This window comes from Bosea sp. 29B, from assembly GCF_902506165.1.
In the GTDB taxonomy this organism is placed as follows: Bacteria; Pseudomonadota; Alphaproteobacteria; order Rhizobiales; family Beijerinckiaceae; genus Allobosea.
In genome coordinates, this window is the sequence record NZ_LR733817.1 from 642,264 (window position 1) to 663,338 (window position 21,075).

The 21,075-nt window shown below is 66.3% G+C and carries 21 protein-coding genes; 16 read left to right on the forward strand and 5 right to left on the reverse strand.

Features of this window, described 5'->3' with window-relative positions; translation table 11 throughout:
• The first annotated feature begins 451 nt into the window (after positions 1 to 451).
• The 7 genes from GV161_RS03245 to GV161_RS03275 all read left to right on the forward strand — a co-directional run bounded on the left by GV161_RS03245 (position 452) and on the right by GV161_RS03275 (position 8,132).
• Positions 452 to 1,597 (forward strand): type III PLP-dependent enzyme, encoded by a 1,146-nt coding sequence (locus GV161_RS03245; protein ID WP_152011880.1) that lies wholly within the window; start codon positions 452 to 454, stop codon positions 1,595 to 1,597.
• Between the two features lie 229 nt (positions 1,598 to 1,826).
• Complete coding sequence (locus tag GV161_RS03250) at positions 1,827 to 2,363, forward strand: N-acetyltransferase (RefSeq protein ID WP_152011879.1); 537 nt, start codon at positions 1,827 to 1,829, stop codon at positions 2,361 to 2,363.
• 204 nt (positions 2,364 to 2,567) lie between these two features.
• Entirely contained in the window at positions 2,568 to 3,464 is an 897-nt protein-coding gene (locus GV161_RS03255) for a sugar ABC transporter permease (protein ID WP_244623849.1), read from the forward strand.
• Positions 3,461 to 4,312: a carbohydrate ABC transporter permease gene (locus GV161_RS03260; protein WP_152011877.1), complete on the forward strand. Its 852-nt coding sequence runs from the start codon at positions 3,461 to 3,463 to the stop codon at positions 4,310 to 4,312. The genes GV161_RS03255 and GV161_RS03260 overlap by 4 nt, the downstream gene beginning before the upstream one ends.
• A gap of 12 nt (positions 4,313 to 4,324) precedes the next feature.
• On the forward strand, positions 4,325 to 5,659 hold the full coding sequence (locus GV161_RS03265) for an ABC transporter substrate-binding protein (RefSeq protein WP_152011876.1): 1,335 nt from the start codon (positions 4,325 to 4,327) through the stop codon (positions 5,657 to 5,659).
• Between the two features lie 108 nt (positions 5,660 to 5,767).
• A complete protein-coding gene (locus tag GV161_RS03270; protein ID WP_152011875.1) occupies positions 5,768 to 6,598 on the forward strand; it encodes a phosphodiesterase in 831 nt (276 codons plus the stop codon).
• A gap of 97 nt (positions 6,599 to 6,695) precedes the next feature.
• On the forward strand, positions 6,696 to 8,132 hold the full coding sequence (locus GV161_RS03275; RefSeq protein ID WP_152011874.1) for a homospermidine synthase: 1,437 nt from the start codon (positions 6,696 to 6,698) through the stop codon (positions 8,130 to 8,132).
• A 58-nt stretch (positions 8,133 to 8,190) separates the two neighbouring features.
• Here GV161_RS03275 and GV161_RS03280 read toward each other — a convergent pair whose 3' ends face one another.
• On the reverse strand, positions 8,191 to 8,496 hold the full coding sequence (locus GV161_RS03280) for a hypothetical protein (protein ID WP_152011873.1): 306 nt from the start codon (positions 8,494 to 8,496) through the stop codon (positions 8,191 to 8,193).
• Positions 8,497 to 8,618: 122 nt separating this feature from the next.
• On the reverse strand, positions 8,619 to 9,698 hold the full coding sequence (locus GV161_RS03285; protein WP_152011872.1) for a hypothetical protein: 1,080 nt from the start codon (positions 9,696 to 9,698) through the stop codon (positions 8,619 to 8,621).
• A 449-nt stretch (positions 9,699 to 10,147) separates the two neighbouring features.
• Between GV161_RS03285 and GV161_RS03290 the strand changes: the two genes are divergently transcribed.
• From GV161_RS03290 to GV161_RS03300, 3 genes are all read left to right on the forward strand, one after another.
• Positions 10,148 to 11,182, forward strand: coding sequence for an aspartate-semialdehyde dehydrogenase (locus GV161_RS03290; RefSeq protein ID WP_152011871.1), 1,035 nt, complete (start codon positions 10,148 to 10,150; stop codon positions 11,180 to 11,182).
• 172 nt (positions 11,183 to 11,354) lie between these two features.
• A complete protein-coding gene (locus GV161_RS03295) occupies positions 11,355 to 12,281 on the forward strand; it encodes a DMT family transporter (protein WP_348521259.1) in 927 nt (308 codons plus the stop codon).
• 71 nt (positions 12,282 to 12,352) lie between these two features.
• Entirely contained in the window at positions 12,353 to 13,240 is an 888-nt protein-coding gene (locus GV161_RS03300; RefSeq protein WP_152011870.1) for an alpha/beta hydrolase, read from the forward strand.
• Here the strand turns inward: GV161_RS03300 and GV161_RS03305 are convergent.
• Positions 13,213 to 13,887, reverse strand: a complete 675-nt coding sequence (locus GV161_RS03305; RefSeq protein ID WP_152011869.1) for a TetR/AcrR family transcriptional regulator — start codon at positions 13,885 to 13,887, stop codon at positions 13,213 to 13,215. The genes GV161_RS03300 and GV161_RS03305 overlap by 28 nt on opposite strands.
• Before the next feature lie 149 nt (positions 13,888 to 14,036).
• Between GV161_RS03305 and GV161_RS03310 the strand changes: the two genes are divergently transcribed.
• The 6 genes from GV161_RS03310 (at position 14,037) to GV161_RS03335 (ending at position 19,366) form a co-directional block, all read left to right on the forward strand.
• On the forward strand, positions 14,037 to 15,242 hold the full coding sequence (locus GV161_RS03310; RefSeq protein ID WP_152011868.1) for an HlyD family secretion protein: 1,206 nt from the start codon (positions 14,037 to 14,039) through the stop codon (positions 15,240 to 15,242).
• A 276-nt stretch (positions 15,243 to 15,518) separates the two neighbouring features.
• Complete coding sequence (locus GV161_RS03315; protein WP_152011867.1) at positions 15,519 to 17,111, forward strand: DHA2 family efflux MFS transporter permease subunit; 1,593 nt, start codon at positions 15,519 to 15,521, stop codon at positions 17,109 to 17,111.
• A gap of 169 nt (positions 17,112 to 17,280) precedes the next feature.
• Positions 17,281 to 17,814 (forward strand): iron response transcriptional regulator IrrA, encoded by a 534-nt coding sequence (gene irrA, locus GV161_RS03320; protein WP_091836566.1) that lies wholly within the window; start codon positions 17,281 to 17,283, stop codon positions 17,812 to 17,814.
• A complete protein-coding gene (locus GV161_RS03325) occupies positions 17,811 to 18,098 on the forward strand; it encodes a hypothetical protein (RefSeq protein ID WP_152011866.1) in 288 nt (95 codons plus the stop codon). Before irrA ends, GV161_RS03325 begins: the two co-directional genes overlap by 4 nt.
• A 109-nt stretch (positions 18,099 to 18,207) precedes the next feature.
• Positions 18,208 to 18,696, forward strand: a complete 489-nt coding sequence (bfr, locus tag GV161_RS03330; RefSeq protein WP_152011865.1) for a bacterioferritin — start codon at positions 18,208 to 18,210, stop codon at positions 18,694 to 18,696.
• 130 nt (positions 18,697 to 18,826) lie between these two features.
• Complete coding sequence (locus GV161_RS03335; protein WP_152011864.1) at positions 18,827 to 19,366, forward strand: MOSC domain-containing protein; 540 nt, start codon at positions 18,827 to 18,829, stop codon at positions 19,364 to 19,366.
• Between the two features lie 102 nt (positions 19,367 to 19,468).
• On the opposite strand, the gene GV161_RS31300 is transcribed toward GV161_RS03335, so the two are convergent.
• Positions 19,469 to 20,128: a cold shock domain-containing protein gene (locus tag GV161_RS31300; RefSeq protein WP_091836574.1), complete on the reverse strand. Its 660-nt coding sequence runs from the start codon at positions 20,126 to 20,128 to the stop codon at positions 19,469 to 19,471.
• A gap of 179 nt (positions 20,129 to 20,307) precedes the next feature.
• Positions 20,308 to 21,027: a carbonic anhydrase gene (locus GV161_RS03345; protein WP_152011863.1), complete on the reverse strand. Its 720-nt coding sequence runs from the start codon at positions 21,025 to 21,027 to the stop codon at positions 20,308 to 20,310.
• Positions 21,028 to 21,075: the final 48 nt, after the last annotated feature.

Below are 21,075 nucleotides of genomic sequence, written 5' to 3' on the forward strand. Positions count from 1 at the left end.
TGCAGCTCACCCAATTCGCACGTGCCTGTGGCCGCGTGCTGGTCGGTGGGCATCCGGACAAGAGGCCGGACAGCCGCCAGGGATGGGAAACGGATGGAGGGGGATGGATATCCCCTCAAATCACGCTCCCGGCGCTCGCAAGAGGGCCGCTCCCGAACAGCGACCAGCAGCCGGAGGCGAAACCGGCGAACCCCGAATCTCCACGGGGGACGTAGCTTAAAGCAACGACGGAGCGGGCTTTTTTGGTCTCGTTGGTCCTCCAAAGGCCAACACCGAAGAGGCTTGTCCTTCATTGCCGGGCGTGCGGGGTTAATCTCCCAATCGACGGTGTTTCGGGTCCGGACGTCTCGTCCGCAGTCCTAAGGCGTCTCCACAGCGCCTCGGGTCGCGGTCGTTTCAACCGGCTACACGTCGTATCGGCGCCGCTTGCGTCGAAGAGGAGCAGCGTCTCATGACCGAGCGCATCCGTGAATTTCTGCGTGACCGCCGCGAGGATGGTCCCTGCGTCGTGATCGACCTCGAAGTCGTGCGCGAGAACTATGTCGCCTTCTCCCGGGCGCTGCCGGACACCCGCGTCTTCTACGCGGTCAAGGCGAACCCGGCGCCGGAAGTGCTGCGCCTCCTCGCCAAGCTCGGTTCCTGCTTCGATTGCGCCTCGGTCGTCGAGATTGAGCTGGCGCTTTCGGCCGGCGCCACGGCCGACCGCATCTCCTTCGGCAACACCATCAAGAAGGAGCGCGACGTCGCCCGCGCCATGGAGCTCGGCGTGCGCCTGTTCGCCGTCGACTGCGAAGCCGAGGTCGAGAAGGTCGCCCGTGCCGCCACTGCCACCAAGGCCGAAGGCGCGCGTATCTTCTGCCGCATCCTCTGCGACGGCGCCGGCGCCGACTGGCCGCTTTCGCGCAAGTTCGGCTGCGTGCCCGAAATGGCCGCGGACGTGCTCGAGCATGGTCATCGCCTCGGCCTGCAGGCCTATGGCATCTCGTTCCATGTCGGCTCGCAGCAGGCGAACGTGAACGCCTGGGATTCGGCCCTCGCCTCGGCCTCGGCCGTGTTCAAGGAGTGCGCCACCCGCGGCCTGTCGCTGTCGATGGTCAACCTCGGCGGCGGCTTCCCGGCGCGCTACCTGAAGCCGATCCCGGGCGTCCCGGCCTATGGCGATGCGATCTTCCAGGCGCTGTCGAAGCATTTCGGCAACCGTCTGCCGGAGACCATCATCGAGCCGGGCCGCGGCATGGTCGGCGAAGCCGGCCTGATCGAGGCCGAGGTCGTGCTGATCTCGAAGAAGAGCGAGGACGATCAGGTTCGCTGGGTCTATCTCGACATCGGCAAGTTCAACGGCCTCGCCGAGACGATGGACGAGGCGATCCGCTACCCGATCCGAACGATCCGGGACGGCGACGCCACGGTTCCCTGCGTGCTCGCCGGCCCGACCTGCGATTCGGTCGACGTCATGTACGAGAAGACCCCGTACATGCTGCCGTTCAGCCTGGAGATCGGGGACAAGGTCCTGATCGAGGGCACCGGCGCCTATACGACGACCTATGCGGCCGTCGCCTTCAACGGCTTCCCGCCGCTGAAGCAGTACGTCATCTGACGAAACGGGAGGGCTTGCCGCCCTCCCTCACTCATCGGGTCCGGCGAAGCGCCCTGCCAGCTATCGGCAGGCTGCCCGTGAAAGCGGGCGGAGCGTTCGTGCCTCCAAGAATGGAGCGCGAGCGTGGCTCCCGCCGGACCCTCTTCCACACAATCCCTAGTTTGTGGCCGCGCTCGCGCGGCGCCGGGAAGGTCCGCGCGATGGCGGGCGCTCCGGTAGGAGGTGCGTCATGATCACGATCCGCGACGAGATCGAGACCGATATCCCGGGCCGCGAGGTCCTGCTCGACCGCTGCCTCGGCGAGCGCCGCACGACCAAGTCGAGCGAGCGTCTGCGCGAAGGCCGCCTGCCGGCGGAAGGCCTGGCCCTGACTGCCGAGCGCGATGGCGCGATCGTCGCGACCGTGCGCCTCTGGCATGTCGAGGCCGCCGGCAAGCCTGCGCTGCTGCTCGGCCCGCTCGCGGTCTCGCCGGAACTGCAGGGCGAAGGCCTCGGCAAGGCGATGATGCGCGAGGCGATCTGGCGCGCCGCCTGCCGCGGCCATGGCGCGATCCTGCTGGTCGGCGACGCGCCCTATTACGAGCGGTTCGGCTTCACCGCCGAGCCGATGGCCGATCTTTCCATGCCGGGCCCGTTCGAGCGCGAGCGCTTCCTCGGCCTGGAACTCCGCGACGGCGCGCTCCAGGGCGCGAGCGGCGTGCTCAAGGCCACGGGAGCGCTCGTGCCGGCCGCCGGAGCGGAAGGTCTCCGACGTCGCGCAGCCTGACGTCGCAGCCTCGACACCAAGTTCAGCGGGCAGGCCCTAGGGTCCGCCCGTTCTGCGTTCAGGCGCCCGCTATTTCACCGCCCTCGTCGCCGAAGCGTCATTCAAATTTCACCGGACTGTCGTCCAGGACCGCCATCACCCGCCGCGAAGGCGGGAACAATGGCAGACACGGTTCTGGCGAATAGCTTGGTACGGCCTCAAGCTGTGCGGTTCACGACTTGGCGGCCGCGCCGGTCGACGCTGCTCGCCTTCGGCTTGCTGGCGCCCTCGCTGATCCTGCTGACGCTGTTCACCTACTGGCCGGTCGCTCAGGTCTTCTGGCAATCGTTGCACAACCAGCAGAAGGTCGGCGGTCCGCAGGGCTTCGTCGGCCTCGCAAACTTCGCCGCGCTCTTCGCCGATGCCGCCTTCCGCAAGGCCCTCGCCAACAACCTGCTCTACGCCATCGGCACCGTGATCCCGAGCCTCGTGCTGGCGCTCGGCTTCGCCATGGCGCTGGTCCGGTCGAGCCGCGTCAACGCGCTGTTCCGCTCGCTCTTCTTCCTGCCGGTGCTGATCCCGCTCGTCGCGGCCGCCTCGGTCTTCCTGTTCATCTTCCTGCCCAATGCCGGATTGCTCGACTACCACCTCGCCAAGCTCGCGATCTCCGGGCCGAACTGGCTGGGCGACCCGGATATCGCGCTCTGGTCGATCATGGGCCTGACGATCTGGAAGAACGCCGGCTACTACATGCTGTTCTTTCTCGCCGGCCTTCAGGCGGTTCCGGCCGACGCCTATGAGGCGGCGATCCTCGACGGCGCCAATCCCTGGCAGCGCCTGCGCTACGTCACCCTGCCCTATCTCAAGCCGACGATCGGCTTCGTGCTGGTGATCGGGCTGCTCAACGTCGTGACCCAGGTCGACCACGTCTTCGTGCTGACCAAGGGCGGCCCGTCCGACTCCACCAACCTGCTGCTGTTCTACGTCTACCAGCAGGCGGTCGAGAGCTACGACGCAGGCCGCGCCGCCGCCGGCACGCTCGTCATGCTGGCGCTGCTGCTCGTCATCTCCGCGAGTTCGCTGCGCACGATCGAGCGCTCCTTCGGGGAGCGCGACCAATGATCGAGGCCTCGACCGGCGTCGCCAACCGCGAGATCACGCCCAGGCTCGGCTACGCCGCGACCTTGCTGCTCGCGGCGCTCTGGATGGTGCCGTTTCTCTGGATGCTGGTCGCCGCCTTCAACCCGCACACCTATGGCGGCTCGGGCATGGCCTCGCTGGTGCCGTCCTACCTCCCGACGCTCGGCAACTTCGCCGAGGCCTGGGCCTCGGCCGATTTCCCGCGCTATGGCCTCAACACCGCGATCATCAGCTTCGGCATCCTGGCCGTGCAGATCGTCACCATCACGCTGGCGGGCTATGCCTTCGCCCGCATCGACTTCCCCGGCCGGACGCTGTGCTTCTACCTGTTCCTGCTGCAGCTGATGCTGGCGCCGGTCGTGCTGATCGTCCCCAATCTGGCGATGATCGCCAAGCTTGGCCTCTATGACAGCCTGCTTGGCGTGATGGCGCCCTATTTCGCCTCCGCCTTCGGCACCTTCCTGATGCGCCAGGCCTTTCTGGCGATCCCGCGCGAGCTCGAGGATGCGGCGCTGATCGATGGCGCCAGCGTCTGGCAGCGCATCGGCTTCATCTACCTGCCTTTGGCGAAGCCCTCGCTGATCGCCTTCTCGATCGTCTCGGTCACCAGCCACTGGAACGAGTTCCTCTGGCCGCTGATGGTGATCAATTCGCCGGACCTGCGCCCTCTCACCGTCGGCCTCGCCTCGTTCACGCGCGGTGCCGAGGGCGCGCAGGCCTGGGGCGTCATCGCCGCCGGCACCCTGATGGTCAGCGCACCGTTGCTGATCGCCTTCGCGCTGTTCCAGCGCGCCTTCGTCAATTCCTTCGTCTCGTCAGGCATCAAGTAAGGGGTCCAGACAATGACCATCACCACCCGCAGATCGGTCCTCGCCGGCGCGGCGCTTGCCGCTTCGTTCGCGGTCGCACCCGCCTTCGCGCAGGCGCCGACCGAGATCGAGCTGTTTTTCCCCGTCCCGGTCGACGGACAGCTCGCCCGCGACATGACCGCGCTGATCAAGGAGTTCAACGAGAAGAACCCTGCGATCAAGGCGACGCCGGTCTACACCGGTTCCTATGACGAGACGCTGATCAAGACCCGCGCCGCGATGAAGGCCGGCAAGCCGCCGGCGGCCGTGATCATGTCGGCCAACTTCCTGCTCGACCTCAAGATCGAGGGCGAGATCCAGAAGCTCGACGACCTGATCAAGGCCGACGGCAAGAGCAACGACGCCTATATGGGCCAGTTCTTCCGCGCCCTGCACGGCAACGCGGTGCTTGACCGCTCGGTCTATGGCGTGCCCTTCCACAATTCGACGCCGCTGCTCTATGTCAACGCCGACCACTTCAGGGAAGCCGGCCTCGATCCGGAGAAGCTGCCGACGAATTGGGAGGAGCTCGCCGCCGCCGCCAAAAAGCTGACCAAGCGCGAGGGCGACCGCGTCACCCGCTGGGGCATCATGGTGCCCTCGAACTACGATTACGGCGGCTGGATCCTGCAGGCCCTGACCCAGTCGAATGGCGGCCAGTGGTTCAATGTCGATTACGGCGGCGAGGTCTACTATGACAGCCCGTCGATGCTCGGCGCCCTGACCTTCTGGTCGGACCTCGTCGCCAAGCACAAGGTCCACCCGGCCGGCGTCCAGGCGGGCGGCGCGGTCTCGACCGCCTTCCTCTCCGGCCAGGCCTCGATGATGCTGCTCTCGACCGGCTCGCTGACTCATATCCGCACCAACGCGAAGTTCCCCTACAAGGTCGCCTTCGTGCCGAAGAACGTGAAGAACGAGGTGCCGATCGGCGGCGCCTCGCTCGTCATCCCGACCGGCGTCGAAGGCGAGCGCCGCAAGGCCGCCTGGACCCTGATCAACTGGATGACCTCGCCGGAGAAGTCCGGCTGGTGGAGCCGCGCCACCGGCTACTTCGCCCCGAACATGGCGGCCTACGAGCTGCCGGAGATGAAGGAGTTCATCGCCAAGAATCCTGACGCCGGCATCGCCGTCAGCCAGCTCGCCTACGCCAAGCCCTGGTTCGCGACCTACAAGACGGTTCCGGTCCGCAAGGCGATCGAGGACGAGCTCCAGGCCGTGCTCTCCGGCAAGAAGCAGCCCAAGGAGGCGCTCGTCTCGGCCCAGAAGACCGCGGACGAGATCATGAAGCCCTATGTCGAGCAGACCGCGCTGAAGCTGCCGACGCAGTGAACCGACAACAGAGCCGCATCCGGACCCAGGCCCGGATGCGGCTCGCTCCTCTCCCGAAATGGCCGATCAGAGCCCGGCCGTGACGCCTCCTCATCGGACAAGACGACCATGCTGATCGCCCACATCACCGACCTGCACATCCGCCCGCTCGGCAAGCCGGCCTATCGTGTCTCCGAGACCAACGCCCTGACCGAACGCGCGCTCGACGTCGTCGCAGCCCTGCGCCCGCAGCCGGATGCGCTGGTTATCACCGGCGACCTCACCGATTGCGGCCTCGCCGAGGAATACGGACTGCTGGCGAACCTGCTGGAGCGTGTCGAGGTGCCGGTTCTGCTGCTGCCGGGCAATCACGATCGCCGCGAGACTCTGACGGCCGGCCTGAAGCTCGGACCGCACGCCGTGCTCGACGACGGCTTCATCCAGTTTTGCGCCGATCTCGGCGATGTCAGGCTGATCGGCCTCGACACCTTGCTGCCCGGCCAGAGCGCCGGAGCGCTCTGCGACAAGCGCCTCGCCTTTCTGGAGAAGGCGCTCGCCGGCGCCAACGGCAAGCCGGTCGTCATCTTCATGCACCACCCGCCCTTCGACTGCGGCATCATCCACATGGACCGCATTCGCCTGCTCGAAGGCGCCGACGGCTTCCGCGAGATCGTCGCCCGCTACCCGAACGTCGAGCGCATTCTCTGCGGCCACCATCACCGGCCGATCACGACGCGCTTCGCCGGCACGATCGCGCAGATCGCGCCGAGCGTGACGCACCAGGTCACGCTCGATCTCGCTCCCGAAGGGCCGGCGACCTTCCATATGGAGCCGCCGGCCTATTACCTGCACAGCTATCGCGCCGGCACCGGCCTCGTCAGCCACATGGCTTATGTCGAGCGCTATCCGGGCCCCTACCCCTTCGTGCTCGACGCCGACTATCCCGGCGCGCATGCCTGATACCGCTGGCCTGGCGCCCGTTCCGGTTGACCCTGGGGACGCCAGGCCATACCAGCGTCCGCTTGTCCACAAACGCACAACCCAGGAGTTGAAAAGAATGACGGATTGGCCCGTATACGGCGAGATCAGCGGCCCGATCGTGATGATCGGCTTCGGTTCGATCGGCCGCGGGACGCTGCCGCTGATCGAGCGGCATCTCAAATTCGACAAGAGCCGGTTCGTGGTGATCGCACCCGACGACGACAACCGCGCCCTTCTGGACGAGCGCGGCATCCGCTTCATCCAGGAAGCCGTGACGCTCGAGAACTACAAGACCATGCTGGAGCCGCTGCTGACCGCGGGCGGTGGCCAGGGCTTTTGCGTCAACCTGTCCTGCGACACCGGTTCGCGCGACCTGATGGAATTCTGCTCCAGCCTCGGAGCCCTCTATATCGACACGGTCAACGAGCCCTGGCTCGGCTTCTATTTCGACGAGACGAAGGGTCCGGGCGAGCGCTCGAACTATGCGCTGCGCGAGATGACCCTCGCCGCCAAGCGCGCCCGTGCGCCCGGCTCGACCACGGCCGTCTCCTGCTGCGGCGCCAATCCCGGCATGGCCTCATGGCTCGCCAAGAAGGCGCTGCTGAACCTCGCCGCCGACATGCGCCTCAACGTGCCGCAGCCGACCACCCGCGAGGAATGGGCCGGGCTGATGAAGCAGGTCGGCGTCAAGGGCATCCACATCGCCGAGCGCGACACGCAGCGCTCGAAGAATCCCAAGCCGCCGGGCGTCTTCGTCAACACCTGGTCGGTCGAGGGCTTCATCTCCGAGGGCGTGCAGCCGGCCGAACTGGGTTGGGGCACCCATGAGAAATGGATGCCGGACAACGCCCGCACCCATGAGGCCGGCTCGCAAGCGGCGATCTACCTGATGCAGGCCGGCGCCGAGACCAAGGTGCGCAGCTGGTGCCCGACCCCGGGCCCGCAATACGGCTTCCTGGTGACGCATAACGAGTCGATCTCGATCGCCGACTACTTCACCGTGCGCGACGAGGCCGGCAAGGCGATCTACCGGCCGACCTGCCACTACGCCTATCATCCGGCCAACGATGCCGTGCTCTCGCTGCACGAGATGTTCGGCAATGCCGGCCGCCCGCAGGAGGAGCACCACATCCTCGAGGAGAACGAGGTCATCGACGGCATCGACGAGCTCGGCGTGCTGCTCTACGGCCACGACAAGGGCGCCTACTGGTTCGGCTCTCAGCTCTCGACGGACGAGGCGCGCAAACTCGCTCCCTACCAGACCGCGACCGGCCTGCAGGTCACCTCGGCCGTACTCGCCGGCATGGTCTGGGCGCTGGAGAACCCCAAGGCCGGCATCGTCGAGGTCGAGGAGATGGATCTAGACCGCTGCCTTTCGATCCAGATGCCCTATCTCGGACTGGTGCAGGGCTACTACACCGACTGGACGCCCCTCGATGGCCGCCCGGGACTGTTTCCGGAAGACATCGACACCAGCGATCCCTGGCAGTTCAAGAATATCCTGGTGCGCTGACGCCAAAAGCAAAAGGCCCGCCTCACGGCGGGCCTTTTCGATTCAAGCTCGCAACCGCTCAGTAGCGCAGCGTCGAGAAGCTGTTGGCGAACGGGTTGGCGCCCGAGCCGATGCGCGAGGGCAACGTGCCCTCGCCATAAAGCTCGCCCGAAGCCGAATAGACCGGGCTCGCCACGATGTTCTGGGTCGCATAGCGGTTCATGCTGCCGACAGGAACGACATTGCCGGCGTCGAAATAGCTGCGCTTCTGGACGGTGACACGCAGCGGGCGGCGCTGCTGCTGCGCCTCGGCCACCGAGGCGGCGAAGGTGACCGCTGCAACGGACAGGGCCAGGCCGGCGGCGAGACGGGAAAGCGAACGCATGACGATCTCCTGAGGCGGTTGCCCCCGCCGAGGCTGCGGCGGATCGGCTGTCGCTGACGATACAATTCCAGAGTTAATGCTTTTGTTGCGCCCCGCCAGTGCAGGGCGGCCACACGAGGCCGTTACCGCGCCTGCGCCTGCTTGCTGCTGGTCGGCCGCAGTGCCGGGGCCTTGCCGTCGGCATCGAGCCAGGACCCCTTGCGCCCGGTCGCCGCCAGCCGCGGCACCGAGCAGCCTTGCCGACGGTTGAGCTCGGTGCGGGCGAAATTGGCGCGCAGCTCGGGATCGTCGCCGGCACTCAGGAGATCGATCCGGTCGATCAGGCAGATCAGTTGCGCCCTGTCAGCCGGCCGCACCTCGCTGCCGCACCACCAGCCGGAGAAGGACAGATGCGCTGCCCCGTCGAGATGGCGGAAGGCGATGCAGGCTCGCCCGGCTTTGCCGTCGCTCAGGCCGATATCGGCGGTCTCGACGGTGCCGAACTTGGTCTCGATTGTGGTCGCCGCGCCGCTGCGCCCGATCGAGAGGCCGCGCGCCGCGCTCTCGCGCACCAGCGTGATCACGAAGGGTTGCGCCAGCCCGGCAAGCGCCTTCCGCACCTGTGCATCGCGATTGACCTGGAACTTGAGCGCCAGGAAGGATTTGCTGTCGCCGAATTCACCGAAGCTCAACATGTCCTCGCGGCGCTGGCCGTCCTGGCTGCGCCGCGCCTCGTAGGCGCTGCGCTTGTCGAGTTCGGGCGACTCCAGGCCGAACAGCGCGATCGGACGACCGATCATCACCCAGCCGTCCTGCCCGGCGGCGATCGGCAGCGCTTGCAGGCGAACGTCACGGACGAGCGGTGCGGTCGAAGCTTCGGCCGGTGAGGCGAGGCTCGCCAGCGCCGGATCCGAGGAGCCCGAGGAGAGACCGGCGACGAGCACCGCGGTCAGGCTGACCCCGGTCAGCGCAGCCAGGCCGCGCCAGACAAGGCCCCCGGTCAAGCCGATAGCGCCCGAACGCAGCGCGCGCCGCACCGGCCGCATGATCCGTGCGAAGCCGGTCTCGGCTGCATCGGCGAGATCCACCAACCGTGCTGCAAGATCGAAGCGGCTCGGCGTCGCGTTCGCCAGGCCCTGCAGGCGCGGCTGAAGGCGTTGCCCGCTTTCCTGCAGGCGCAGCTTGAAGCGCTGCCAGATGGCGCTGATCTCGTCCCCGGACACGACAATACCCAACCCGTTGGACGGCCCACACCCCTGCAAGCCGCTTCGTCCCACTCGCAGGCGAGCTTTCGCCGGGCGCGATGAGCAGGTGGTTACCGGGCGCGTTCCATCGCGAAACAGGGTCAATGGCCGGTAAGGAGGCAGGGTTAATGCTGGTGCGGCAGCAGGACGATTGACTTTTTACGGCAGCTTGTGTTTGGGATTGCGCGCCGGGCACTTATCTCCCGGCTTCGCGATGATGTTCAGGTTGGCTCTGTGACGTTCCGTCTGACGACGAAAACCACGACCAAAACGACGGCCGGGAAAACCCGGACGTCGCACTGACACGTCGCCTCGATTCCGGGATCTCCCCCCCGGCCGGGGTCAACCGGCCGAACCCGCGATCGAGATGAGCGGCGACGGCCTCCCCGGGGAGGCACAACCGGTTTCGCCAGAAGGAATTCATAGAGATGAGCTTCAAGGTCGCGGTCGTCGGCGCCACGGGCAATGTGGGCCATGAAATGCTCGACATCCTCGCCGAGCGTGCTTTCCCAGTCAGCGAGGTCGTCGCCCTCGCCTCCTCCCGTTCGATCGGCACCGAGGTCTCCTTCGGCGACAAGACGCTGAAGGTGAAGGCGCTCGAGCACTACGACTTCTCCGACACCGACATCTGCCTGATGTCGGCGGGCGGCGCGGTCTCGAAGGAATGGTCGCCGAAGATCGGCGCGCAGGGCGCCGTCGTGATCGACAACTCCTCGACCTGGCGCATGCATCCCGACGTGCCGCTGGTTGTGCCGGAAGTGAACGCCGCCGCGACCGCCGGCTTCAGCAAGATGAACATCATCGCCAACCCGAACTGCTCGACGGCGCAGCTCGTCGTGGCGCTGAAGCCGCTGCATGAGCGCTTCGGCGTCAAGCGCGTCGTCGTCTCGACCTATCAGTCGGTCTCCGGCGCCGGCAAGGAGGCGATGGACGAGCTCTTCAACCAGACCCGCTCCGTCTTCGCCGCCGGCGAGGTCGAGGCGAAGAAGTTCTCCAAGCGCATCGCCTTCAACGTCATCCCGCACATCGACGTCTTCATGGAAGACGGCTTCACCAAGGAAGAGTGGAAGATGATGGCGGAGACCAAGAAGATCCTCGATCCGAAGATCAAGCTGACCGCCACCTGCGTGCGCGTGCCGGTCTTCATCGGCCATTCCGAGAGCGTCAACATCGAATGCGAGAAGCCGATCACCGCCGACGAGGCGCGCGAGGTGCTGCGCACCGCTCCCGGCATCCTCGTCATCGACAAGCACGAGCCCGGTGGCTACATCACCCCGCATGAAGCGGCCGGCGAGGACGCGACCTATATTTCGCGCATCCGCGAGGACGCCACGGTCGAGAACGGCCTCGCCTTCTGGTGCGTCTCGGACAATCTGCGCAAGGGCGCCGCGCTCAATGCGGTCCAGATCGCCGAGGTGCTGGTCAACCGCAAGCTGATCCAGCCGCGCAAGCAGGCGGCCTGAGTTCAGGCCTGCCGATTTAAAGAAAATTTCAAGGCGGGCCTCGTGCCCGCCTTTTTCTTGCGTGCACGCATGGCGGCCGTGCCGGATTTGCGCGAGGGATCGCCCCGATCATCGGCTACGGTCGGCTTCTCATCGAGATTCGCCGAAGACCTTGCCCGACACCTTGACCAGAGTGCCTCTGCCGGTCGAACCAGCCCCGGCCGAGCCGCCGCAACGTCCCGCGCCGCGACGTGACAACAGCCTGCGCGGCATCGGCCTGATGCTGCTCGGCAGCGTCTTCCTCTCGGCCGCCGACGTCGCCTCGAAATACCTGACAGCCACGACGCCGGCCATCCAGGTCGTCTGGCTGCGCTATGCCGCCTTCGCCCTGATCATGCTGGCCGTCGCCGCTCCTGGCGGCTTCAAGCAGCTGAAGCCGCGGCGCGCGAGCATGCAGATCCTGCGTGGCGTCGCCGTCACCGTCTCCTCGATCCTCTTCGTCTCGTCGCTGAGATACCTGCCGATCGCCGACGCGACCGCGACGAGCTTCGTCTCGCCGCTCTTCGTCACCGCCTTGTCGATCCCGATCCTCGGCGAAAAGATCGGCTGGCGGCGCTGGACCGCGACCGCCGTCGGCCTGATCGGCGTGCTGATCGTCGTCCGTCCCGGCGGCAGCGATTTCCAGGCAGCCTCGATATTGCCGGTGCTCTCGGCCGTGACCTGGGCCTTCGCGCTGATCGTCACCCGGATGATGAGCGCGACCGAGAACCCGGTGACGACGCTCGCCTGGTCGGCTGTCGTCGGCTGCATCGTGCTCTCGGCGCTCCAGCCCCTGACCTGGCAGCCCCTGTCGGCACAGGCGCTGCTGGTCGGCCTGTTCATCGGTGTCTCCTCGACCGTCGGCCACTGGTTCGTGATCCAGGCCTTCCGGCATGCCGACGCTTCGCTGCTGGCGCCATTCTCCTATGTCCAGCTGCTCTGGGCTTCCGCCTTCGGCTTCATTCTGTTCTCGGTGCTGCCCGACGCCGTCACCTGGTTCGGCTCGGCGATCATCATCGCGTCAGGCCTCTACACCGCCCATCGCGAACGCATCAGGGCCCGCAAAGTCACCGGGCGATAGGCGCGGCCTGCATCCAGCCGGCGGGCAGCGCTCTATCCAGAGCGTCGCCCTCATCCTAGCCTCGCAGTGCAATGACCTCTTTCATCCGGCTCGGCCGCCGAGCCTTCCTCGCCACCGGCTCGGCATTCCTGTCGGCCTGCTCGCCGCTCGGATTGATCGATGCGCTGACCCCGGCCGACGCCGGCGGCCGCCTGGCTGCGAGCGGCATCGCCTACGGCCCGGACGAGCGCCACAGGCTCGATATCTACGTGCCGGAGCGAGGCGCGGGCCAAGCGCCGGTCATGGTCTTCCTCTATGGCGGCGGCTGGAACAGCGGCGAGCGCGCCGATTATGGCTTTGTCGGCCGCGCCTTCGCGGCGTTGGGTTTCGTCACCGTCATTCCCGATTATCGCCTCGTGCCGCAGGTGCGCTTCCCCGCCTTCGTCGAGGACGGTGCGCTGGCCCTGCGCTGGGTCCGCGACCAGATCGCATCCTATGGCGGAAATGCCAGCGGCATCGCGCTGAGCGGTCATTCCGCCGGCGCCTACAACGCGATGATGCTGGTGCTCGACCGCCGCTTCCTTGCCCGCGTCGGGTTACGCCCGGGCTTCATTCGCGGCGTCGCCGGACTCGCCGGCCCGTACGATTTCCTGCCGCTCGACGACCCCCGCAGCATCGCCGCCTTCGGCGAGTTCCCGCGTCTCACCGAGACACAACCGGTCGCCTTTGCCAGCGCCCTTGCGCCACGCGTCTTCCTTGCCACCGGTGATGAGGACGAAACGGTCCGGCCGCGCAACAGCGTCTCACTCGCACAGAAGCTCCGCACGGCGGGGGCAACAGTCGAACTCAGGACCTATCCCGGCCTCGGCCATGCCGGCATTCTGCTCGCGCTCAACGCCGGGTTCCGCGACCGCGCCCCGGTCCTTGCCGATATGGTGCGCTTCGCCCGCGCTCAGGCGCCCTTGGCCACGACGCCATAGCGCGCCATGAAGGTCGCCACCGCCTCGCCGACGACGTAAGCGATCTCGTCTTCGCTCGGCGGCATGCGCTCGGCATTGAACAGGCGTGGCCGCATCAGGGTCGACTGCGAGAGGTCGACGAACTGCGCCGCCGCCAGGGCCGTGTTCTCGATCGCCAACTCGCCCTGCTCGACGCGGCGGGCGAGGAAGGCGGCGAGCTGCTGCGCGCCCTGCATCGGGCCGCGCTCGTAGAACTCACGGCCGAGATCGGGCATGCGCTCGGCGACCCCGAGCACGATGCGGTGGGCGCTCATCGCAAAGGGACCGGTCAGCAGGCGCACCAGTCCACTGCCGAAATTCATCAGCGCCAGATTGAGGTCAGGCTCTTCAGCCAGGGCGGCATACATGCCCTGCTTCTGCTTCTCACGCTCGCGCTCGATCAGCGCGACGAAGAGATGCTCCTTGTCCTCGAAATAGACATAGAGCGTGCCCTTGGAGACATTCGCAGCCGAAGCGATGTCGTTCATGCTGGCCGCGTCGAAACCGCGTGCCGTGAACACGGCATGCGCCCCTTCGAGGATCTGGTGGCGCTTCTCGGGATCAGCACCGGCGACCCGCCGGTTACGGGAGATCGCCTTGACATGTCGCGGCTCGAGCGTCGCGCTCATCCTGTTCCATCCGTCTCGCGCATATTCGCGCTTGCAAAAATAATCGAACCGATCGGTTCGATTTCCTCTTGATATGCACCCCGTACGGCGCTATTTCAAGCGCAATCGAACCGAGCGGTTCGAAACCAGATTGTCAGGGCATTGTCACCATGACTGCCGAAACCACCCTTGAAAAGCGCCTTGAGCCACGCCGCGACCGTTTGAAGCTGGTCGACCCGGCGCTGGAACAGACTCCCGCGCCCGTCGAAGGCCGCAAGGCGAGCGACGACATGGCCGCCCCGTCCCAGGCCGCCGAGAAACCGGCGCGCAAGCGCAGCGGCGCCAAGCGCGTCGCGCTGATCCTCGTCGCCGGCACGGCGCTTACCGCCAGCCTCTGGTATGGCATCGACTGGTGGCGCAATGGCCGCTTCATCGTCTCGACCGACGACGCCTATGTCGGCGCCGAAATGGCGACGATCTCGGCCAAGCTGCCCGCCAACATCGCCACGATCGCGGTGACGCAGAACCAGGAGATCAAGGCCGGCCAGCCGCTGGTCAAGCTCGACGATGGCGACCAGCGCATCGCGCTGGAGAGCGCCCAGGCCAAGAGCGCCACCGCCAAGGCCACGCTCTCGCGCATCGACGCGCAGATCGAGGCTGCCCGCGCCAGCCTGCAGCAGGCCCAGGCGCAGCAGATTTCGACCGAGGCCGCCGTCACCCGCACCACCGCCGATTTCGACCGCGCCCACAACCTCGCCGCCAAGTCCTATGGCTCGCAGGCGACGCTCGACGCCGCCACCGCCGCACGCGACCAGGCCGTCGCCTCGCTCGCCAGCGCCAAGGCCGGCGTCGTGCAGGCGCAGGCCAATATTGAGGTGCTGAAGGCGCAGCGCGTCGAGGCCGCCCGCCAGATCGACGAGCTCAAGGTCGCCGAGGACAAGGCGGCGCGCGACCTCTCCTTCATGTCGATCTCGGCGCCGATCGACGGCCTCGTCGCCAACACCAACATGCAGCTCGGCGACCTCGTCAGCGCCGGCAAGCGCCTGATGTCGATCGTCCCGCTCGACAAGGTCTATGTCGACGCCAACTTCAAGGAGACGCAGGTAGGCCCGCTGAAGATCGGCGACAAGGCGAAGATCACCGTCGACGCCCTGCCCGGCCAGGCTTTCGACGGCACGGTCAGCGGCATTGCCGGCGGCACCGGCTCGGTCTTCACCTTGCTGCCGCCCGACAACGCCACCGGCAACTTCACCAAGATCGTCCAGCGCGTGCCGGTCCGCATCGTCCTGTCGCCGGAATCGGCCGGCAAGCACATTCTGCGCCCGGGCATGTCGGTCGTGGTCTCGATCGACCCGCGCGGGAACGTCGCGAAGTAACCAGAGCCCGTTCCGATCGGCTTGCACGCAAGCCGATCGGCAAAACGGTCTCTTACGCAAAGTGAGAGGCGGATTCACGGATCAGGTCGTTCCGGCCTGATCGAATCCGGCTCTCACCGGGCCCTCGACCCGAGGAGCCATTTCCGACCGGGAAATGGCGATGCGCCAAGGCTCAATCGCCCCTTCTGGGCCAAAGCGCACCGCGCCTCACGGCGCTCCTCGGGCCGGGGGCCCGGCTCCGTAAACCAGACAGAAATCTCCTGTCGAGGAGGCCGCATGGCCACCGCCACGACCGCCATCCCGGCCGCCGCCGCGCCGGCTGCCGACGCCATTCCACTGCGCCGGATCTTCGCCTTCCTGGCGATGGTCTTCGGCATGTTCATGGCGATCCTCGACATCCAGATCGTCTCGGCCTCGCTCGCCGAGATCCAGGCCGGCCTGTCCGCCTCCAGCGACGAGATCGCCTGGGTCCAGACCGCCTACCTGATCGCCGAAGTCATCATGATCCCCTTGTCCGGCTATCTCAGCCGGGCGCTCTCGACCCGCGTCTTCTTCTCGATCGCAGCCGCCGGCTTCACGGTCGCGAGCATCCTCTGCGCCACCTCCAGCTCGATCAACGAGATGATCCTCTGGCGCGCGATCCAGGGCTTCATCGGTGGCGGCATGATTCCCGGCGTCTTTGCCGCGGCCTTCACCATCTTCCCGGCCTCGAAGCGGCCGATCGTCTCGCCGCTGATCGGCCTGATCGCCACGCTCGCCCCGACGATCGGGCCGACCGTCGGCGGCTATCTGAGCCATGCCTTCTCCTGGCACTGGCTCTTCCTGGTCAATGTCGTGCCCGGCATCGGCGTCACCATCGCCGCCTGGACGCTGATCGACTTCGACAAGCCCGACCACAGGCTGCTGCGCCGCTTCGACTGGGTCGGCCTCGGCGCCATGGCCGCCTTCCTCGGCAGCATGGAATACGTGCTCGAGGAGGGTACGCGGCTCGACTGGTTCGAGAGCCACGAGATCGTCCTGTTCTCCTTCGTGATGGTGATCGGTGCCGTCCTGTTCTTCTGGCGGGCGCTGACGCGCGACGATCCGCTGGTCGATCTCTACGCCTTCAGGAACCGCAACTTCGCCTTCGGCTCGCTGTTCTCCTTCACCATGGGCATCGGCCTCTACGGCCTGACCTATCTCTACCCGGTCTATCTCGGACGCATCCGCGGCTATGATGCGCTGATGATCGGCGAGACCATGTTCGTCACCGGCCTCGCCATGTTCCTGACGGCGCCGATCGCGGGGCGCCTCTCGGCCAAGCTCGACCCGCGGATCATGATGATGATCGGTTTCGGCGGCTTCGCGCTCGGCACCTACATCGCCTCTGGGATCACTGCCGATTGGGACTTCTACGAGCTCCTGGTGCCGCAGATCCTGCGCGGCTGCTCGCTGATGCTGTGCATGGTGCCGATCAACAACCTCGCCCTCGGCACCCTGCCGCCGCAGCAGCTCAAGAATGCCTCCGGTCTCTACAACCTCACCCGTAATCTCGGCGGTGCGGTCGGGCTCGCCGTCATCAACACCCTGCTCAACAACCGCACCGACCTGCACATCACCCGTCTGCACGAGGTTGTCGCCGCCGGACGCCAGATCGCCGAAGAGAACCTCGCCTCGATGACGCAGCGCTTCATCGAGTATGGCGACGCCGCCCAGTCGATGGCGCTGAAGCTGCTGACGCAGCGGGCCCACAAGCAGGCGCTGGTCATGGCCTTCGGCGACGTCTTTCTCGGCCTCACCGTGATCTTCGGCGCCCTGGTGTTGCTGTCCCTCTTCATGACCAAGCCGCCGGCGGCCAAGCCCGGAGCCGGAGGCGGTGGCGGGCATTGAGGTCCGCCGAATGAGGCTCCCTGCACTATGGACAACTCCCTGATGCGTCTTGCCGCAGGTGCGAAGAGATTGACAGTCGGCTTTGGAGAAGGCAAAAATACTAACAATATCAGTAGTTTAGATAAATTCTAAACTACAGTGGCACCGATCTTCGAGTTGGAAGGCGTTCATGAGCATTCTGTCCCTCAAGGATGGCATCCCGGCGCGGACCCAGGCGGAGCAGATCCCCTGGCCCCAGAAGGCCCCGGCTGCCTGCCCGATCAGCGCGGTCAAGGCACGCCTGCGCAGCGTCGGCCTGCGTCCGACCCGCCAGCGCATGGCGCTGGGCTGGCTGCTCTTCGCCAAGGGCGACCGCCATGTCAGCGCCGAGATGCTCTATGAGGAGGCGCTGCGCGCCCGCGAGCCGCTCTCGCTCGCCACCGTCTACAACACGCTGCGCCAGTTCTCCGAGGCCGGCCTGCTGCGCCAGGTCTCGGTCTCCGGGCCGAAGACCTTCTTCGACACCAATGTCTCGGAGCATCACCACTTCTACAACGAGGACGACGAGACCGTCGTCGACATCCCCGGTTCCGAGATTCATGTCTCGGGCCTGCCGGTCGCGCCGGAAGGCATGATGATCTCCTCGGTCGAGGTGATCGTGCGCCTGCGTCGCGCCGATGGCGAGGAGACGGTGACGAAGGTCGCCGGGGGCCACCGGGCGTGATCGTCTGCTCCTGCAACGTTCTTTCCTGCCGGCAGATCAAGGGCACCATTGCTCCTGACGGCAGCGGTCCGCGCACCGCGGGCGAGGCCTATGACTGCCTCGGCTGCAGCCCGGATTGCGGACGTTGTGCCCGCGAGGTCCGCTCCTTGCTCGTCGAGGCGCGCGCCGCCTGCGCCAGCCAGTGCCATAGCTGCGCCAGCCACGATATCGACTGCGCCGTGCATGTCTCGGTTGGCCTGATGATGGCTGGCCTCGAAGAGAACGACGACCGCGTCGCCGCCTGATTCGACGCGACGCTTTTCTCGCGCCAGGCGCGAAATCTGCCCTTCCCTTTCCTATCCGGCCGCTCTACATTAGGATCATTCTAATGTAGTCGATTGCGAGGAGAGCGGCATGAAGGGCGACAAGAAGGTCATCGAATACCTCAACAAGGGCCTGCGTTCCGAGCTCACGGCCATCAACCAGTATTGGCTGCACTACCGGATGCTCGATAATTGGGGGCTGAAGGACATGGCCAAGACCTGGAAGAAGGAATCGATCGAGGAGATGGTCCATGCCGACCGTTTCGTCGACCGCATCCTCTTCCTCGAAGGCTTCCCGAATCTCCAGACCCTCGACGCGCTGCGCATCGGCGAGAACGTCAAGGAAGTGATCGAATGCGACCTCAAGGCCGAGGTCGAGGCACGCTCCCTTTATCAGGAAGCGGCGAAGTACTGCCGCGATGTCGGCGACTACCCGTCCGAGGACCTGTTCAAGGCCCTGATGAAGGATGAGGAAGGCCATATCGACTTCCTCGAGACGCAGCTCGACCTGATCGGCCGCATCGGCCTCGAACTCTACACCCAGAAGCATGTCGGCGGGCTCGTGGGCGACGAGCACTGACCTGCGGCAGCCGTTTCAAAGGGGCGATCGACCGGGCCTGGTGACAGGCCCGGTTTTTTGTTGCGCAAGCGCCTCCCCAAACACCGCACCGCGTGTCAGAAACCGGCTACCCTGATGGAGGACCGAACGAATGGCTGAGATCGTCGCGGTAGCTCGGGATGAAGGCCACCGCTTCAGCAAGCCGCTCCTGCCGGCGATTCGCCTGCTCACGGGCCTCGGCGTCGAAGGCGATGCCCATTGCGGCGAGACGGTGAAGCATCGCTCGCGTGTCGCCGTCGATCCGACGCAGCCGAATCTGCGCCAGGTCCATCTGATCCATGCAGAGCTTTTCGAGGAGCTCGCCGCCAGCGGTTTTGCGCTCCGGCCCGGCGATATGGGCGAGAACGTCACCACGCGCGGGCTCGACCTGCTCGCTTTGCCCGCCGGCGCCCGCCTGCGGCTCGGTGCCGAGGCGCTCGTCGAGATCACCGGCCTGCGCAATCCTTGCGTCCAGATCGAGGCCTTCCAGCCCGGCCTGCTCAAGGCCGTTCTCGGCCGCGATGCGGACGGAAAGCTGATCCGCAAAGCCGGCGTCATGGCAATCGTGCTGGAGGGCGGAGAGGTCCGTCCCGGCGATTCGATTGGGATCAGCTTGCCCGCTTTGCCGCACCGGGCCCTAGAACGCGTTTGAGGCGGCAGAGCCTTTCGGCCCGCCGCCTCATCGAAGCGTCAAGATCGTAGGCCGGTCAGGCTGATGCAGCCTGACCGGTGAGATGCGCTCGCGACCAGCTCCTCAGAGGAAGCTGATGTTCGCGGCCTCGGGGCCCTTCTTGCCGGCGCGGATCGAGAAGCGCACGCGCTGCCCGTCCATCGGCGGCTGCAGGCCGCTACGGCTCAGCGACGAGACGTGCAGGAACACGTCCGGCCCGCCCTTGTCGGGGGCGATGAAGCCGAAGCCGCGATCGGTGTTGAAGAACTTCACCGCGCCGTCGAACGGGCCTTCCATCGGGGCGCTGGCGCCACGATCGAAGCCACCGCGATCGCCGCGGTCGAAGCCGCCACGGTCGCCGCGGTCATAGCCGCCGCCACCGCCATAGCCGCCACCGAAATCGTCGCGCGGCGGGCGCGGCGAGAACGGACGACCACCGCCACCCGGACCGCCGGCGCCACGCGGCGCGGCAGGGGCTGCGGTCGAGGCGTCGATCTCGTGGACGGAGACGACCTGCAGGCCGCGCCGGCCTTCGCCGAGATCACAGATGATGGTCGCACCGGGCTGCAGGTCCTGCGGATCCTGCGGGCCGATGGCCGAGATGTGGAGAAAAACGTCGCCGGAGCCGTCCGCCGGAGAGGCAAAGCCGAAGCCTTTCTCCGGATCGAACCACTTGACCTTGGCTTCGATATTCTCGTGGGTGACGAAGGGCGCCGGGGCGGCGGGCTTACGACGATCGAACATGCAGCTTCAACGATAGTGACCGGGAGCACGCAATCTAGCGCAAGCTTCCGGGTTCGTCATCGGTGCGGCGCAGCAAAAATGCTTGTCCGGCGAAATCGTGCCGGATTGCAAATTTTTTCCCCAGCGACCGCCGTTTCAAGCGGCGGATCGACTAAAACTCACCCGTTCCGGAGCAGACGTCAACCGTCCTGTCCCGGCGCAGCTTCCGAGCAGCGGATCATCTGCACTTTCTTGGGCATCTCGCCGACCGCCGGGACGAACTGTCCGGTCTGCGGATCGAGGAGCATCAGCATGCCGCTGGCGACCGCGAAATAGGCGCCGTGCAGGTGCAGCCTGCCCTTGCTCTCGAGGATATTGATGCAGGGGAAAGTGCGCAGGTTCGCGAGCGACTGCTGGACCGAGAGCAAAGCGAGGCGCTCCACATAATCGTCCAGAGTCTCGTTTCGACCGCGCCCGCCCGAGCGCCTGGCCGCGGGTTCGACCAGCGTGATCCAGCGGCCGATGAAATCGCCGGACGAGAGCGGTCCCTGCGTATCGTCGGCAAAGGCCTTGATGCCGCCGCAGCGGCCATGGCCGAGCACGACGATATGCTCGACCTTGAGCGCCTGGACGCCGTATTCGAGCGCTGCCGAGGTGCCGTGCAGCTGGTCGTCCGGCGAGAAGGGCGGGATCAGGTTGGCGATGTTGCGGATCACGAACATCTCGCCCGGGCTCGCATCGAAGATCACTTCGGGCGAGACCCGCGAATCGCAGCAGCCGATCAGCATGATCTTCGGCGTCTGGCCGCTTTCGGCGAGTTTTTCGTAGCGACTCTGCTCGCGAACGAAGCGGTCGTCCAGGAAGGCACGATAGCCTTCCGTCAGGCGCTGCGGGAACGGCTCGGGGGCTTGCTGGTCCATGGCTCAGTTGGGCCAGAAGCCGACGGCCCTCGTCAAGAGCCCGTCCAG